The organism is uncultured Endozoicomonas sp. (assembly GCF_947495845.1).
Classification (GTDB): Bacteria; Pseudomonadota; Gammaproteobacteria; order Pseudomonadales; family Endozoicomonadaceae; genus Endozoicomonas.
The window spans coordinates 1-16714 of the sequence record NZ_CANMAO010000037.1; the positions used below are offsets into that span (position 1 = coordinate 1).

Annotated in this window: 17 protein-coding genes and 1 other RNA gene; 13 read left to right on the forward strand and 5 right to left on the reverse strand. The window is 48.6% G+C overall.

Annotated elements, in window-relative coordinates; all coding sequences use genetic code 11:
• Positions 1-297: 297 nt before the first annotated feature.
• Positions 298-663, reverse strand: a transfer-messenger RNA (tmRNA) gene (ssrA, locus tag Q1B11_RS17945).
• Positions 664-822: 159 nt separating this feature from the next.
• Here ssrA and Q1B11_RS17950 point away from each other — a divergent pair.
• Complete coding sequence (locus tag Q1B11_RS17950; RefSeq protein ID WP_299734952.1) at positions 823-1347, forward strand: N-acetyltransferase; 525 nt, start codon at positions 823-825, stop codon at positions 1345-1347.
• A gap of 57 nt (positions 1348-1404) precedes the next feature.
• On the opposite strand, the gene smpB is transcribed toward Q1B11_RS17950, so the two are convergent.
• Entirely contained in the window at positions 1405-1881 is a 477-nt protein-coding gene (gene smpB / locus Q1B11_RS17955; RefSeq protein WP_299735022.1) for an SsrA-binding protein SmpB, read from the reverse strand.
• 474 nt (positions 1882-2355) lie between these two features.
• On the opposite strand from smpB, the gene Q1B11_RS17960 reads away from it, so the two are divergent.
• The 3 genes from Q1B11_RS17960 (at position 2356) to Q1B11_RS17970 (ending at position 4561) form a co-directional block, all read left to right on the forward strand.
• Positions 2356-3714 carry a sodium-dependent transporter gene (locus Q1B11_RS17960; protein ID WP_299734954.1) on the forward strand — a complete coding sequence of 453 codons (1359 nt, stop codon included), beginning with the start codon at positions 2356-2358 and terminating at the stop codon, positions 3712-3714.
• A 72-nt stretch (positions 3715-3786) separates the two neighbouring features.
• Entirely contained in the window at positions 3787-4218 is a 432-nt protein-coding gene (locus Q1B11_RS17965) for a type II toxin-antitoxin system RatA family toxin (RefSeq protein WP_299734955.1), read from the forward strand.
• A complete protein-coding gene (locus Q1B11_RS17970; protein ID WP_299734957.1) occupies positions 4211-4561 on the forward strand; it encodes an RnfH family protein in 351 nt (116 codons plus the stop codon). The genes Q1B11_RS17965 and Q1B11_RS17970 overlap by 8 nt, the downstream gene beginning before the upstream one ends.
• Before the next feature lie 71 nt (positions 4562-4632).
• Here the strand turns inward: Q1B11_RS17970 and Q1B11_RS17975 are convergent, their stop codons facing one another.
• A complete protein-coding gene (locus tag Q1B11_RS17975) occupies positions 4633-5019 on the reverse strand; it encodes an outer membrane protein assembly factor BamE (protein ID WP_299734959.1) in 387 nt (128 codons plus the stop codon).
• Positions 5020-5160: 141 nt separating this feature from the next.
• On the opposite strand from Q1B11_RS17975, the gene fur reads away from it, so the two are divergent.
• On the forward strand, positions 5161-5565 hold the full coding sequence (gene fur, locus Q1B11_RS17980; RefSeq protein ID WP_299734961.1) for a ferric iron uptake transcriptional regulator: 405 nt from the start codon (positions 5161-5163) through the stop codon (positions 5563-5565).
• 98 nt (positions 5566-5663) lie between these two features.
• On the forward strand, positions 5664-5855 hold the full coding sequence (locus tag Q1B11_RS17985; RefSeq protein WP_299734962.1) for a hypothetical protein: 192 nt from the start codon (positions 5664-5666) through the stop codon (positions 5853-5855).
• Between the two features lie 272 nt (positions 5856-6127).
• Here the strand turns inward: Q1B11_RS17985 and recN are convergent, their stop codons facing one another.
• Entirely contained in the window at positions 6128-7816 is a 1689-nt protein-coding gene (gene recN, locus Q1B11_RS17990) for a DNA repair protein RecN (protein WP_299734963.1), read from the reverse strand.
• Between the two features lie 238 nt (positions 7817-8054).
• Here recN and grpE point away from each other — a divergent pair, with 238 nt between their 5' ends.
• From grpE to dnaJ, 3 genes are all read left to right on the forward strand, one after another.
• The gene (gene grpE, locus Q1B11_RS17995) at positions 8055-8651 is read left to right on the forward strand and encodes a nucleotide exchange factor GrpE (protein ID WP_299735024.1); all 597 of its coding nucleotides are present in this window, start codon (positions 8055-8057) and stop codon (positions 8649-8651) included.
• Between the two features lie 227 nt (positions 8652-8878).
• Positions 8879-10801, forward strand: coding sequence for a molecular chaperone DnaK (dnaK, locus tag Q1B11_RS18000; RefSeq protein WP_299734965.1), 1923 nt, complete (start codon positions 8879-8881; stop codon positions 10799-10801).
• Between the two features lie 307 nt (positions 10802-11108).
• Positions 11109-12251 carry a molecular chaperone DnaJ gene (dnaJ, locus tag Q1B11_RS18005; RefSeq protein ID WP_299734967.1) on the forward strand — a complete coding sequence of 381 codons (1143 nt, stop codon included), beginning with the start codon at positions 11109-11111 and terminating at the stop codon, positions 12249-12251.
• 49 nt (positions 12252-12300) lie between these two features.
• On the opposite strand, the gene Q1B11_RS18010 is transcribed toward dnaJ, so the two are convergent.
• On the reverse strand, positions 12301-12762 hold the full coding sequence (locus Q1B11_RS18010) for a MarR family transcriptional regulator (protein WP_299734968.1): 462 nt from the start codon (positions 12760-12762) through the stop codon (positions 12301-12303).
• A gap of 114 nt (positions 12763-12876) precedes the next feature.
• Between Q1B11_RS18010 and Q1B11_RS18015 the strand changes: the two genes are divergently transcribed.
• The 4 genes from Q1B11_RS18015 to Q1B11_RS18030 all read left to right on the forward strand — a co-directional run bounded on the left by Q1B11_RS18015 (position 12877) and on the right by Q1B11_RS18030 (position 16702).
• Entirely contained in the window at positions 12877-13299 is a 423-nt protein-coding gene (locus Q1B11_RS18015) for an organic hydroperoxide resistance protein (protein WP_299734971.1), read from the forward strand.
• A 122-nt stretch (positions 13300-13421) separates the two neighbouring features.
• Positions 13422-13808, forward strand: a complete 387-nt coding sequence (locus Q1B11_RS18020; protein WP_299734972.1) for an SET domain-containing protein — start codon at positions 13422-13424, stop codon at positions 13806-13808.
• A gap of 97 nt (positions 13809-13905) precedes the next feature.
• Positions 13906-14943 carry a hemolysin family protein gene (locus Q1B11_RS18025; RefSeq protein WP_299734974.1) on the forward strand — a complete coding sequence of 346 codons (1038 nt, stop codon included), beginning with the start codon at positions 13906-13908 and terminating at the stop codon, positions 14941-14943.
• Positions 14944-15358: 415 nt separating this feature from the next.
• On the forward strand, positions 15359-16702 hold the full coding sequence (locus tag Q1B11_RS18030) for an imelysin family protein (protein ID WP_299734976.1): 1344 nt from the start codon (positions 15359-15361) through the stop codon (positions 16700-16702).
• Positions 16703-16714: the final 12 nt, after the last annotated feature.

The following is a 16714-nucleotide window of genomic DNA, read 5'->3' on the forward strand; positions in this document are numbered from 1 at the left end:
GTATTTCAGCTATGTCGAAATACGCTTTCCAGCCAAGCAGGGATTTTCTTAACTCAGCGACAATCTGAATAATTGAAGAAATGCAGGGCCAGGTCTTTCATCGTGCAAAATCAAAGCTTGATTCTTACACCTCAAGAAAACAGCCGGGCTATACCTACTTTCCATCCTTGAACGACAGAATACAGATAATGAAGTTCAGTCGAATTTTTCTTTCGACACTTTTTCGACACCCTCTGTTCTGGGGAAATTTCAGACAATAAAAAACCCTGTAAATCATTGACTTACAGGGTTTCTGATTGGTGGAGGCGGCGGGAATTGAACCCGCGTCCGACAATCCTACGCCATTGGCTCTACATGTTTAGTTTCCGTTATTCGGTTAACGCTGAACGACCCAACGGCCAGGGTGAACGGCGCGATCCTGGAATGTTTAACCCACTGGCTTCAGGAAGACCAATGTGGCGATTCTATTTTCGATTGCGATCAGTTCCACCCAATAGACAAAACAGAGTGATCGGGAGACGACTGTTTTTAGGCAGCCATAGCTCCGTGGTAGCTATTATCGTTAGCAACTAATACGTTTGTAGTGTTTGGATTAACGAGCATCACTACACGCTCGACATGCACCTCAGGTTTCGTAATCGTCGTCGAATCCAGATCGCCCCCGATAACAAAACACTGTCGTATTTAGCCAAACAGTTGTACTAAATGCAAGCGTGTTTAGTACATAGGTACTTTTACACCAAAAAAACGATGATCGTCGTTAGATATTTCTGTGGGATAATTCGTTAGTTTGTCGTTTATCCCGGATATTTTGGAGTAGGTATGAAGATCAGAGTATCACTGCCGGAAGAGTCAGCGGCGATTTATGAGTTGCATAGAAACACCTTTGACAAATCTGAAGCGGAAACCGTTGCGAAGTTGGCTTGCGATCTATTAGAAGACACCTCGGCACAACCGTTGCTATCCCTTGTTGCCGAGCAGGATGGCCGTATTGTGGGTCATACTCTTTTCAGCCATGTGGTGATTAATGAAGACCCTTCTATAAAAGCCGCCATTCTTGCGCCACTGGGTGTTTCGCCCGATGTTCAAAAACAGGGAGTGGGTACACGATTGATTCAAGAGGGACTGCAGATTTTGAAGGAACACGACGCTGCACTTGTGTTTGTCTATGGAGACCCAGACTACTATGGTCGTTCAGGCTTTTCACTGTGTTCGGATATTTCAGCCCCTTATACCCTAGAACACCCTCATGGCTGGCAAGTGCAAGCTCTGAAGGAAGGCGTACTGACTTCTACAAAAGGTACATTGAGATGTGCTGATGCGTTGATGTCGCCCGATCTTTGGTAAGTGATCAACAAAAAAGGCGCACATTTCTGTACGCCTTTTTTGTATTGAAACGGCTGATTAACCGCGGTGCATAACCCGCTGTTTTTCAATGTTCCATTCACGCTCTTTGGTGGCTGCACGTTTATCAAACTCTTTCTTACCACGGGCAAGAGCGATCTGACATTTAATCAGGTGGCCTTTCCAGTAGAGCTTGGTGGCGACACAGGCGTGGCCTTTTTGCTGTGTTTCGGAGAACAGCTTTGATAATTGCTGACGATGCAACAGCAGTTTACGATCCCGTAATGGATCCGCAATCACATGAGTTGAGGCGGTGGTAAGCGGGGTGATGGATGAACCAATCAACCAGGCTTCGCCATCTTTCAGTAGGACGTAGCTATCCACCAGCTGAACTTTGCCCTGCCGGAGGCTTTTCACTTCCCAACCTGCGAGGGAAATGCCTGCTTCGAAGGTCTCGTCCAGATGATAATCGTGGCGAGCCTTCTTGTTGACGACGATTGAAGAATCGCCCTGTTTACTTTTCTTACTTTTTGCCATGGCGCGGAGTATAGGAGCAGCGTGACTGAAAGTCATCTATTCTCGGGCATAGTCACGGTCTCTACAATAGTGCAGAACCCTCACAGATGATTTTTCTGCATTTACTGACGTTATCAATCAAATATCTATTTTTTAATCAGTGCATACGTATTAGCTATTGAGATGTAAGGGTAGACCGGTACAATCAACCTAACCCGCTCTTATCTTCGTCATTATTCTAAGAACAGTCTGTTGGATTGGATCTTAGTTATAAGGGCTTGAGGTTTGATGGGATCAGGTTGTTAACACCTGATGCTGTACCGTGAAACACTCATTCATCAGCAAGACATGCGCTAAATAGTACGAAAGTTTCGTGAAACGGTCATGGTATGCCAGCTGCTACAAAGCACTGCCAACCAAGACCACAGATTCCTCACTGCTTTCAATGCAAGCGATTTTATTATAACTATATCTGAACGCATTTTTGGGGAACTTATGTCTGGACAAAATCCTGTAACCTCAACAAAAACCTGGGCTAATCGCTGGACTTTTTTGCTGGCAGCTGCCGGCTCCGCCATCGGCCTTGGTAATATCTGGAAGTTTCCGTACATCGCCGGGCAATACGGCGGCGGCGCTTTCGTGATGCTTTACCTGATCTGCATTGCAGTGATGGGTATTCCTCTTTTAATGGCTGAAACCGCCATTGGTCGCCATACACGACACAGTCCTCTGAACGCTATACGTCAACTGACCAGCGAATTGGGTGCCAGTAAACTGTGGAGCATGATTGGCTGGATGGGCATGTTGGCGGGCTTCCTGATCCTGTCTTTCTACAGTGTTATCGCCGGTTGGTCATTGTCTTATGCCTGGCAGATTGTGTCTGGTGGTTTCACTGGCATGACCACTGATCAGGTGGGTGATGCATTTGGTGGACTAGTGTCGTCTGCTGATCGTCAGATTTTCTGGCACTCTGCCTTTATGATTCTGACCTTCGCAATTACTGCCCGTGGTATTCACAAAGGCCTGGAGAAAGGTCTGCAGGTAATGATGCCTGCGCTGTTCGCCCTGCTGCTGATTATGCTCGGCTACAGCATGCTGGAAACTGGCCAGTTTATGCGCGGCTTCGAATTCATGTTCTCCGTGGATTTCTCCAAAGTCACCGGTGAAGCGGTAACGGCGGCATTGGGTCAGGCGTTCTTTACCCTGAGCCTGGGTATGTGCGCATTAATGGCTTACGGTGCTTACATGCCAGCGAACAATTCCATTCCAAGAACTGCACTGAACGTAGCAGCTCTGGATACATTAATGGCTATTGTCTCTGGCCTGATCGTATTCCCAATCGTATTTGCTTATGGCCTTGAACCTTCCGCTGGCCCGGGCCTGCTGTTTGTTTCTTTGACCGCCGCCTTTGTGCACATGCCGATGGGTGAAATTTTCGGCTTCCTGTTCTTTGTCCTGGTTGCCATCGCGGCTCTGAGCTCTGCTATCTCGCTGGTTGAACCTGCACTGGCATGGTTGCTGGAGCGTACACCGCTGAGCCGAACCGTTGCTACCATCATCCTTTGTGCTGCAATCTGGTTTGTTGGTCTGGGTACTGTGTTTGCCTTCAGCGGTGATTTCACTTTCACTCTGTTTGGTAAAAACTTCTTTGATCTGCTGGATTACTTCACCAGCAACATCCTGCTGCCACTGGGCGGTCTGTTGATCTCCATCTTTGCCGGCTGGGTAATCAAACGCTCCACCATGATGAATGAGCTGGGCCTGAGTGTTGGCATGTTCAACCTCTGGCGCGCCATGATTCGTGTTGTTGTTCCCGTGTGTGTACTTGTGGTCGTGATCACCACAATCTTTTAAACACTCACTGTTTCTATCAGGCCGGTATGGGTTATCCTATCCGGCCTTTTTTATGAAAGAACCACGCTATCTATGCCGAAGATTTCCCGCTCTGCACTGGTCACGTATTCCGCTCAACAGATGTATGATCTGGTCAGTGATATTGAGTCCTATGGCGAGTTTTTACCCGGTTGCGCCGGTGGTAAAATCATTAGCCAGGAAGGCGATCAGCTGGAAGCCATTCTCGAAGTAGCAAAAGCAGGCATTCGACAAAGTTTTTCGACGCGGAACAAAATCGTTCCCGGCGTGTCTATAGAAATGAACTTACTGGAAGGCCCATTCAAACATCTTTCGGGAATTTGGACGTTTACCCAACTGGGTGACGATGGGTGTAAGGTTTCCCTTGAGCTGGATTTTGAAATGAGCAACAAGCTCACCGCCGCTACACTCGGTGCGCTGGTTGGCCAAATGATGAACTCAATGGTGGATGCTTTCAGTAACAGAGCGAAGCAGATTTATGGCTGACATATTGATAGCTGAGATATTGATGGATGAGCCAGAGGTTCATGTTGAAGTGGCTTATGCCAAAGCTCATGAGCAGAAGATTGTCTCGGTCACCTTAAAGGAAGGCACAACGCTTCGCGAGGCGGTCAGGCAATCCGGCATTGCCTCCTTTTTCCCGGACATTGATATTGATCAATCAACAATGGGAATTTTCGGCAAAACCGTAGCCAAGCCCGATCAACAAGCTGTAAAAGAAGGCGACAGGATTGAGATTTATCGCCCACTGATTGCCGACCCGAAAGAGGTTCGCAAACGCAGGGCAGAACAGGCCAAGCAGAAGGCTGAGCTGGAACAACGGGATTGAATTGTAAGTGAAGCAGAAGGGAAAAGGTTGCCGGCAACCTTTCAGGTTACCGAGCAACGATCAACTTTGCTTTATTGCTCAGTGCTTTCGGGGCGGTAATCGCCAACAATAGACTGCAGCTTGTCTTCTTCAAAGAAGAGCGTGACGTTTTTCTGCTCCCGGTCTTGACCGCCCGGTTGCATGCTGTACACATAATCCCAGCGATTCGGGTTAAAGGTATCTTCCAGCAATGGTGTACCCATAACGTACTGAACCTGGGCACGAGACATACCCGGACGGAGCTGATTAATCATTTCCTGGGTAATAACGTTTCCCTGTTGCACATCAATCTTGTACGCACCGGGGAAACTGATAAGCTTGGAACCACCGTCAGTGGAACTGGCGCATCCTGTTAGCAGGGTTGCGGAGAAGGTAGCTGTTATAAGCGCGGCGGCCAGTGTGAACGAGGTTTTTTGCATCGATTTCAGACTTCCACTATCTTGCTTGCTCTAAGTTAAACTTGCAGTGTTTCAGCGGCTCAAACAGTTGAGGCTCTATGAAAAAACTGCACGAAAATGTGATAATAGCAGGATTATCTTATTAAGGGTTAGGGAAACGTTTTGGAAAATCAAGAGTTGCGTAAAGCAGGACTGAAAGTAACCCTGCCAAGAGTTAAGATTCTTCAGATACTCGAAAGTGCTGAAGATAAACACATGTCTGCGGAAGATGTTTACAAAGCACTTCTGGATGCAGAAGAAGACGTTGGTCTGGCAACGGTTTATCGGGTGCTGACCCAATTTGAAAGCGCCGGCCTTGTGGTACGCCATAACTTTGATGGCGGCCACTCCGTGTTTGAACTGTCTCGTGGTGAGCATCACGATCATATGGTCTGCATGGAAACTGGTGATGTCATTGAGTTTGTTGATGACGCTATCGAGAAACGTCAGCATGCGATAGCGGAAGAACACGGCTATGAAATTGTGGATCACAACCTTGTGATTTACGTTCGACCTAAGAAGAAATAATAATTAGAAAAACGGCTGTACTATTTTCTAACCTTATTCTTGATACCTCTGGAGCATCAATGTTTCAGAGGTATTTTTTATCCAACTGGAGCTTTGCAATGAGCAAAAACAGGAAGCAACGTAAACGGCCAGCATCTGCTGTTCTTAAGTTGATGCAGGAACCCATGTTCCGCCAACGTCGTGAAGTACTAAAGACAGGTTATAAAAGAAAAGAGAAGCATCGTGGTCGTGATAGTCACAGGCAGCATGAGAAAACATTAACTACGCTAGTGTTTTCTCATGCTGCCTGATAAGGCATTAGCTTACGACTTAACCTAACACCCTAAGGGTAACGGTAGTAAGCAAATTACTACTGATTCGCCATTCCCGCGAAGGAGACTGTCGCAAAACCCGTAGGTCAGTAATTCTGTAAGAATTGCCGACATCTCTCAGGTCTGTCGGTGCTGATCTTTTGCAACAGCCTCTGGAGCATGGGAACGAGATGATTGAGAGTTTCGCGACAGCCTCGAAGGCGGGAATGATACTGGGAATTTCTTTTTTGCCCCTACCTTAACCAATAACCCTACGCTTGCGCCTGAAGCAGCATTTCCTGCGCATGATTCAAGGTTGGCGTTGTCAACTCCACGCCTCCGAGCATTCTGGCAATTTCATGCAGGCGATGCTCACCATCCAATTTAAGAATCCGAGTGCTCGAGGTTTTACGACTGACCTTTTTACTTACATGAAGGTGCTGGTGCGCCTGTGAAGCAACCTGAGCCTGGTGAGTCACACACAGCACCTGTCCGTTTTTACCCACTTCCCGAAGCATGTTGCCCACAATTTCTGCGGTGCCACCGCCGATACCCACATCCACTTCATCAAAAATCAGGGTTGGCGTTGCTGCGGTTTGGGCAATAATGACCTGAATCGCCAAAGAGATACGGGATAGCTCACCGCCAGAAGCCACTTTTGCTAATGGTCGTGGTGCTTGCCCCGGGTTGGTTGTCACCAGAAACTCAATGGACTCAAACCCTTGAGAAGAAACGGTTCTTTCTGCTATTTCAGTCAGCTCAATACAGAAGCGCCCCTTCGGCATGCCTAACAAGGCGATTCGCTCCGTGACCAGTTTTTCCAGTTTTTTTGCCGCTTTTTTACGTTTCACTGATAAAGCGGAAGCGCACTCTTGATGTTGTTTTTTAAGTTTGAGTAACGCGTTTTCAAGCCCTGCCACCTGCTCATCGTGGCATTGAACCTTTTCCAACTCTTCACTGATTTGCTGTTGCTTCTCCAGCAACTCCTCTGGTTGAACCCGGTGCTTTCTTGCCAACTCAAAAATGGCGCTCAATCGCTCTTCAATTTCCTGCGCACGAGCAGGATCGGCTTCAAAGCTGTCCATAAAATGATTCAGCTCACCCACCGCTTCTTCCACTTGAATCTGTGCAGATGACAGCATATCGATGGCGTTGGTAATGCCAGCATGGTCAATCTCTAAATCGCTCAGGCGATGAAGACAAACAGACAGTTGCTGCAACACATTATCGCCTTCATCGCTGGAACACAGTTGTGTGACCTGATGACAGGCACTGAGCGTGGTGCCAGCCTGGGACTGCTGTTTATGTTCTTGCTCCAGCTGCTCCACTTCACCGGGTTGCAGACCGAGTTGTTCCAGCTCATTCAGCTGATAGCTGAGCAGTTGCACACGCTCTTCTCGTTCCTGCTGATCCGACAACAAGTTATTTAGCTGCTCATGGGTATGGCGATACTGCGACGACAGCTGCGCAACTTCTCTGGCCTGTTTTACCGATCCGGCAAACTCGTCCAGCATCACACCGTGATGACTTTTTCGCAGCAGAGATTGATGGGCATGTTGGCTGTGGATATCAATCAGCATCTCACCGAGCGACTTCAGTTCAGAAAGCGTCACCGGCGTGCCGTTGATATACCCTCTGGAACGCCCTTCTTTGGTGATAACACGACGGAGAATGCAGGCAGACTCATCACTTTCTGAGCCGCCATCATAATCTCGCTCTTTCATCCACTGTTGTGCCACCGGAATTCTGTGCAGATCGAAACATGCGCGAATGTCTGCTCGTTCAGCACCATCTCGCACACAATCGCTATCAGCCCTTCCGCCAAGAGCAAGCCCAAGTGCGTCCAGCATAATGGACTTACCAGCACCGGTTTCGCCGGTAATAGCGGTCATCCCGGAGGCTATATCCAGGTTCAGTTGATCCACAATGGCATAGTCGCTGATAGAGATTTGGTTGAGCATGACAATTCTCACAATCCCGATTGGGTGAGTGGCACTAGCGCCACGCACCTAAATACTGTTTATTTATACAGTAATATATAGATCGGCATTGGTAAAGAAATTTCCCCTTGAATATACTGTTGCCATCCCCATATTACGCTATCAATAAAGATTACTTTGCGTGGTCGACACGCCTGTTATCCATTACGACAAACCCCAGCCCTCGTTGAGCTGGGTAGATATCCGGAGAACCGCTGGAATGGCTGAAGAAAACAGTAAAGTCGAAGAACCGTTAGAAACACCGGAAACTGAAGCGGCGGCAGAAGACGTTGCGCAGGAAAACCCACTCTTTAACGAAGAGCCTGAACTGATGACCGCTGACGAAACAGCGGTAAATGCAGGCCGTATCGAAGAGTTGGAACAGCAACTGGCGCTTGCCAAAGATCAGGCTTTGCGTGCGACCGCTGAAGCGATGAACACAAAACGTCGCGCCGAGCAGGACGTGGAAAAAGCCCACAAATTTGGCGTTGATAAGTTCGTAAATGAAATGATTCCGGTGGTTGAAAGCCTTGAAAAAGGCATCGAGAACGCTGAACAGGCTGAAGGCCAGCACGAAACCATGCTGGAAGGCATGCGCCTGACTCACAAACAACTGCTGGATGCCCTGGGCAAGTTTCAGGTTCTGCAGGTTAACCCTGAAGGCGAACCGTTTGACCCGAACTTCCATCAGGCGATTTCCATGGTGCCGAACCCAGACATGGAACCGAATACCGTGATGAACGTGTTTCAGAAAGGCTACACCTTGCACGGTCGCGTGATTCGTCCAGCCATGGTGGTCGTTTCCAAAGCAAGCTGACCATCGACAGGCTTTTTCAAGATTTCACGGTTTATTTTAAATGGCTTCTTTTAAATTGTTTCTTGAAAAAGCCCTTGAAAATGAAAATGCCGCTCCCATATAGCAAGTCAAGTTCGTGGCAAACGTCACACCACCGTTTCCCCAGCTCTTCAGGTTGGGGAAACCTTTGGGAAGCGACCAGTTTTTAAAGTTTAAGGTCCGTTTATACGGGCATGGAGAGAATCAAAATGGGTAGAATCATTGGTATCGATCTGGGCACCACCAACTCTTGTGTGGCTATCCTGGACGGCGAAAAAGCAAAAGTCATCGAAAATGCTGAAGGCGCACGTACTACGCCTTCTATCATTGCTTACACTGACGACGGCGAAGTTCTGGTAGGCCAGCCAGCCAAGCGTCAGGCCGTTACTAACCCAGACAACACGCTTTACGCTATCAAGCGTCTGATCGGTCGCCGCTTCCAGGACGACGTGGTTCAGAAAGATATCAAAATGGTGCCTTACAAAATCACCGAAGCGGACAATGGCGACGCGTGGGTAGAAGTTAAAGGCGACAAGAAAGCACCACCTCAGGTTTCTGCTGAAATCCTGAAAAAAATGAAGAAAACCGCTGAAGATTATCTGGGCGAAGCGGTAACTGAAGCGGTTATCACCGTACCTGCTTACTTCAACGATTCCCAGCGTCAGGCAACTAAAGACGCGGGCCGCATCGCCGGTCTGGACGTTAAGCGTATTATCAACGAGCCAACCGCCGCCGCACTGGCTTACGGCATGGACAAACGTAAAGGCGACCAGACCATCGCGGTTTATGACCTGGGTGGCGGTACCTTTGACGTATCCATCATTGAAATTGCCGACGTAGACGGCGAGCACCAGTTCGAAGTACTGGCCACCAACGGTGACACCTTCCTGGGTGGTGAAGACTTCGACATGCGTCTGATCGAGTATCTTGCGTCCGAATTCAAGAAAGACCAGGGCATCGACCTGCACGGTGACCCACTGGCTATGCAGCGTCTGAAAGAAGCCGCTGAAAAAGCCAAGATCGAACTGTCCTCCGCAACCCAGACTGATGTTAACCTGCCTTACATCACTGCTGATGCCACCGGCCCTAAGCACCTGAACGTTAAGGTGAGCCGTGCCAAGCTGGAATCTCTGGTAGAAGATCTGGTTAAGCGTTCTCTGGAGCCTTGCCGTACTGCGGTTAAAGACTCTGATCTGGATCTGTCCGAGATCAACGAAGTCATCCTCGTTGGTGGTCAGACCCGTATGCCTCTGGTTCAGAAGCTGGTTGCTGAATTCTTCGGCAAAGAGCCTCGCAAAGACGTGAACCCAGACGAAGCCGTTGCCATGGGTGCTTCTATTCAGGCTGCCGTACTGGCCGGCGACGTGAAAGACGTTCTGCTGCTGGACGTAACGCCACTGACTCTGGGTATCGAAACCATGGGTGGTGTAATGACCGCTCTGATCGAGAAAAATACGACTATCCCAACCAAAAAGTCGCAGGTATTCTCTACTGCAGACGACAATCAGGGCGCGGTAACCATCCACGTTCTGCAGGGTGAGCGTAAGCAGGCAACCCATAACAAATCTCTGGGTCGTTTTGATCTGGCAGACATTCCACCAGCACCACGGGGCATGCCACAAATCGAAGTGAGCTTCGATCTGGACGCCAACGGTATCCTGAACGTGTCTGCAAAAGACAAGGCGACCGGCAAAGAACAGTCTATCGTTATCAAGGCTTCTTCCGGCCTGTCCGATGAAGAAATCGATCAGATGGTACAAGACGCCGAAGCCAACGCTGCGGACGACAAGAAGTTTGAAGAGCTGGCTGCGGCTCGTAACCAGGCTGACGGCCTGGCACACGCCACTCGTAAAACCCTTGAAGAAGCAGGCGACAAAGCCACCGAAGAAGAGAAGACAGCCATTACTGCCGCTATCGAAGAACTTGAAGCTGCAGTGAAAGGCGACGATAAAGAAGTTATCGAAGCCAAAACTCAGGCGCTGTCTGAAGCTTCTGCTGGTCTGGCTCAGAAGATGTACGCCGATGCCGCCGCTCAGGAACAGGGCGAAGCCCAACCTGAAGGCAAGCAGTCCGATGCTGCTGACGACGCTGTAGATGCAGAGTTTGAAGAAGTAAAAGACGAAAAGAAGTAAATGATCGTCAATGATTGATGGTTAATACCAGTCAAATTTTCTAAACCCGTAATGAGCATGGTGAACTGGAGTGTAAAACAAGGCGAAGGGACGAGTCATAGCAGAGCTATGGCGAGGAGCTTCAACGCAGGATTACTCTTCAGGTTACCAGCGCAATAGGGATTTATAAAATGCGGTTGGTATACTCGGCGCGGGATGCATTTCCCGCGTTGTCGTATTTATAAAATGAGACAGAATTGACCATGAATCCAGTTAGCACTGTGTTTTCATGCTCGACTGGTGAATGCAGGTAGCTCAGGGTTTTCTGATGTCAAAACGCGACTATTACGAAGTACTTGGTGTTGATAAAAGTACTTCAGAAAAGGATATAAAAAAGGCCTATCGTCGTATGGCCATGAAGTTTCACCCGGACAGAAACCCGGGTGATGCGGAAGCAGAATCAAAGTTTAAGGAAATCAACGAAGCCTATGAAGTTCTGACCGACAGTCAGAAAAAGGCAGCTTATGATCAGTACGGTCATGCTGGTGTTGATCCCAACATGGGCGGCGGTGGTTTTGGCGGCGCTGGTGCTGGCGGCTTTGGCGATATCTTCGGCGATGTGTTCGGCGATATCTTTGGTGCCGGCGGTGGTGGCCGTGGTCGCAGTTCCGTTCAGCGCGGCTCCGATCTTCGTTACCAGATGGAGCTCAGTCTGGAAGAAGCCGTTCGCGGCGTGTCCAAAAAAATCCGTATTCCAACACTGGTTGGCTGTACCGCCTGTGATGGCTCTGGCGCCAAAAAAGGTACTCAGCCAGTAGGCTGTACCACCTGTGGCGGCATTGGTCAGGTACGTATGCAGCAGGGCTTTTTCTCTGTTCAGCAGACCTGCCCGGACTGTCGTGGTACTGGCAAGATGATCAAAGATCCTTGCAGAGAGTGTCACGGTGAAGGTCGCGTACAGGAATACAAGACACTGTCCGTTAAAATTCCAGCGGGTGTGGATACTGGCGACAGGATTCGTCTGGCTGGCGAAGGTGAAGCGGGCGTTAACGGTGGCCCTGCCGGTGATTTGTATGTTCAGGTCAGCGTTGCCGATCACGCCATTTTCCAGCGCGATGGTAAACACCTCTACTGTGAAGTCCCCATTACCTTTGTGGATGCGGCACTGGGTGGAGAACTGGAAGTACCAACGCTGGATGGCCGGGTGAAACTGAAGATTCCAGAAGAAACCCAGACAGGTAAATTGTTCCGCTTGCGGGGTAAAGGTGTTCTGCCTGTTCGTGGCGGCAGTGCCGGCGACCTGATGTGTCGTGTGGTTGTGGAAACGCCGGTGAAGTTAACCGGACGCCAGAAAGAACTCTTCAAAGAACTGGAAGAAACCTTCAAAAAAGAAGGCCACGCCAAACAATCCCCAAAGAAGCAGTCCTTCTTTGATGGTGTTAAGAAATTCTTTGATGATATGACCGCCTGACCGTTAAAAAGCCCCGGTTCCGGGGCTTTTTCTCCCTTTATTTCTCTCTTTATTTTTCCAACGTAGAAATCACTTTTTCACAAAGTTTTTTCAACAAGAGCAACTCATCGAGATCCAGTTTAATTTTACACTTCATCTCTGCTGGCACTGTCAGCGCCTGAGTCTTGAGCAATACACCCGCTTCCGTAAGCTTTAATACCCGAACCCGCTCATCCTGCTCGCTTCTTCCACGCTCTACCAGCCCCTTACCTTCAAGCCGTTTTAGCAACGGGGTTAATGTACCCGAATCCAAATAAAGCCGGGCACCTACATCTTTCACACTGACTCCGTCACTCTCCCACAGCACCATCATCACCAGATATTGCGAATAGGTCAGATCGAGCTTATCCAACAACGGACGGTAGGTTCGAATAACTGCATTGGACGCACTATAGAGAGGAAAACACACCTGATTTTCAAGCAGCACACTATCTTGGGCAGATAACGGATTATTACTCACACAGTCAGTCATCTCAGGCACCATTAAAAATAAATTGCACACAATATACTTGCATTCAATGGTTATATAAATATATGATTGCCCTCTATTCAATTGCACACAATACAAATGAGTAAGGAAGCGACTATGACTACCCTCTACAAAACTCAGGCAACCGCATTAGCAGGTCGTAACGGCCAGGTAAAAACAGACGATGGCCTGTTAAATCTGGAATTGGCTTATCCGAAAGAAATGGGTGGCTCTGGTGCAGCCACAAACCCGGAACAATTGTTTGCAGCAGGGTACTCAGCCTGTTTCTCCAATGCGATTCTGTATGTTGCCCGGGAAGGTAAAGTAGCCATTACAGATGCTCCGGTGACTGCAGAAGTTGGGATCGGTCCTAATGGCCAAGGCGGCTTTGCCTTAACAGTCAGTCTTGCTGTTACTCTCGATCTACCTCAAGAACAGGCGCTTGAATTGGTTCGTGTTGCCCATCAGGTCTGCCCTTATTCCAATGCAGTGCGTGGCAATATTGATGTTGTGGTTACTGTTAATGGCCAGTCAATTTAACCTCGCTTGTTCATTTAATGCCGGTCAGAGTGCCGGCATTTCTATCGCCTTCGTTTTACCTCACCCCAGCCTTTACAACATCCTGTATACTGATTGAACTTCATAACTATAAAAATAAATAAATGCTCTATATCTCTCACAGTCATGGCAAAGGTCGCGGCGTTTATACAGACAGCCGTATTGAAAGAGAAACGATCATCGAACGCACCCCTATTCTGGAAATACCACAAGAAGAAGTAGAGATGCTTCAGCTAACCATATTGAACAACTATTACTTTGCCTGGGGATTTGATCAACAACAGGCAGCCCTCGCTCTTGGGCTGGGTTCAATATACAACCATTCATACACACCTAATGCCGTTTATATTCCGCGGGAAGCAGAGCAGCTGATTGAATTCGTCGCTATCCGAAAAATACTGGCTAACGAAGAAATCACTATAAACTACAATGGTTCTCCTAATGATCAGACCCCTTTATGGGGATCTGACGAAATCCCCTGGCTGAAATAGCCTTTGAAAGTACTCTGTAATAAACAAAAATATCTATCGCCAGAAAATTAAATCTCAGGATAGAATATGCATCCCTTGTTCACATCTGGAGCCCTACGTGGTTACGCTTGTTGCGTATGTAGTTATCGCTATCGCGGTATCTTTTATCTGTTCGGTATTTGAAGCCGTTCTTCTCAGTATATCCCCGGCCTATGTGGTCAGCCTTGAGCAAAAAAACAGCAAATGGGCCAGCTTGGTTCGTGAGCTTCACGACCATATTGATCGCCCACTGGCCGCTATCCTGACCTTGAATACCATTGCGCACACCATTGGTGCTGCCAGTGCTGGTGCGCAGGCCGCCAAAGTATTCGGTGATGCATACATTGGTGCTTTCTCTGGCGTGCTGACTCTGCTGATTCTGGTGCTGTCTGAAATTATTCCAAAAACCATTGGTGCTTCCTGGTGGCAAACACTGGTTCCGGTCATGGCCGTCGGTGTTCGTTTTATGGTTAGACTGCTGCTGCCTATTATCTGGCTGACAGAAATTCTAACCAGTAAGCTGTCGCCTAAAGACAAAACCAATCCCTACCTGCGAGATGAGATTCATGCCATGGCAGACCTCGGTTTGCAATTAGGTGCACTGCAAGGTGTTGAATCTGAATTGATGAAGAACATGCTCAAGTTTCGCGATCTGCAGATTGTCGAAATCATGACGCCACGTTCCGTACTTTTTTCATTGCCAGAGTCAACGACGACCGAAGGCTATATGCAAGCATTCTCGGATTCCAGCTTCTCCCGTATCCCGGTGTACGGTGAAGACCCTGATGATATCAATGGCTTTGTTATCCGTAACGATATCTTGATGGCTCATCTGCGAGAAGGTGGCAATACCAACCTGCAAAGCCTCAAGCGCCCAATCATTGCGGTCCTGGAAAAAGAACCGTTACCAAAATTAATGGCGACCTTTCTGGAGCAACGCAGTCACATCGCCATGGTGGTCACTGAATACGGTGATATCCGCGGTATTGTGACCTTGGAAGACATGATCGAAACCCTGCTGGGTCGTGAGATCGTAGACGAAAGCGATCAGGTTGTGGATATGCAGCAAGCTGCAAAAACTAAATGGGCGCACCGCCTGACAGCCACCGCTTCCTAATTATCTCTTCAAATGTGGGATGGCTCTTTCGAGCTATCCTACACTCTCCGTGTCTTCCCACTCCCACCCAATCTGAGGTTGTTGCAAACACTCTGGTTCCCACGCTGATCGAGGTTGTCGCAAAAGGTGTTTAAAAACAGATCTCGTAGGTCGGCAACATGCAGGGTTGCCGACAATCAGCCCCTACAGCGCGGCGAGATGTCGGCAAGTCTTGCAGAATTACCGACCTTGTGGTTTTACGACAACCTCTGAGCATAAGAACGAGATGTTTGAGATTTCGCAACAGTCTCAATCTGTGATTAAGAGCTCGTTATAAACGACAGAAACTTTACAAAACATTGTAATAAGAATAATTCTCATTATAATTCTCTTCCAGATTACCAATGCACAATAAGAATCATGGAGCTCAATCAGGATGAAGCCAAACTTTTCGCTTTCCGCCATCGGCACATTGATGGTCGCATCTGCCCTGTTGACGGGCTGTAACCAGTCTGAAGAAACCGTCAGTGTTGCACCAGAAACTCAGGAAACCATTGTCGTCGAAGCGGCCAGAGAAGCCGCGAGCACGTCAATTTCTGCCAATGATGTGGTTGCCCATTATGCAGACGTGGCACTCGCTACCTTTGAAGATGCGTTGATCACCGCAAAAAGCCTGAAAGAAGCCAGTCATAATCTGGTTGAAAACCCCAGCGAAGAAAATCTTGAGCTGGCAAAGGCGGCATGGAAAGCGGCACGTGTCCCTTATCAGCAGAGTGAAGTATTCCGTTTTGGTAATGCCATTGTTGATGACTGGGAAGGTCAGTTGAATGCATGGCCTCTGGATGAAGGCCTGATCGACTACGTTCAGCCTTCAAGCTACGACTTTGAAATGGGTAACGATGGCGCTTTGGCCAATATCGTCAACAACACTGAATTAAACGTCAGCGGTGAACTACTAAACCTTGAAACACTGACACCGGAACTGCTGGCAAACCTGAATGAGCTCGGCGGCAGTGAAGCCAACGTAGCTACCGGTTACCACGCCGTTGAATTTCTGCTCTGGGGTCAGGATCTGAACGGTACCGGCAGTGGTGCAGGCAATCGTCCGGCTACCGATTTTGCTAAAGGCGAAACCTGCACCGGTGGTAACTGTGAGCGTCGTGGCCAATACCTGATCACCGCTATGGACTTGCTGATTGCAGACCTTGAATACATGGTTGGCCAGTGGCAACCAGAAGTCGGCGACAACTACCGTGCAGAATTACTGGCAGACTCTACCGACCAAGGCTTTCGCAAAATGTTGTTTGGCATGGGCAGTTTATCCCTCGGCGAACTGGCCGGTGAGCGTATGAAGGTCGCTCTCGAAGCCAACTCCAGTGAAGATGAGCACGATTGCTTCAGCGACAACACGCACTACTCTCACTTTTATAACAACAAAGGCATTCGCAACGTGTATACCGGGGAATATCAGCGTGTGAATGGCGACGTGCTTTCCGGACCAAGCCTTGCGGATTTGGTTGCTGCCAAAGATGAAGCCCAAGCCGCCACTATTCTTAGCAGCTTTGATCATAGTGAAAGCGCCCTGCAATCTCTGGTGGATTCTGCCGAGAAAGACGGCATTTTCTTCGATCAGCTGATTGCTGCCGGTGACGAAAAAGGCAATGCGCTGGTACAATCTGCAATAACGACATTGGTCGTTCAAACCAGTGCCATTGAAGAAGCAGCCGGCCTTGTTGGTATTAAGCAACTGAACCCGGATACTGCGGATCACAAGTTCTAAATATAAGAAGTA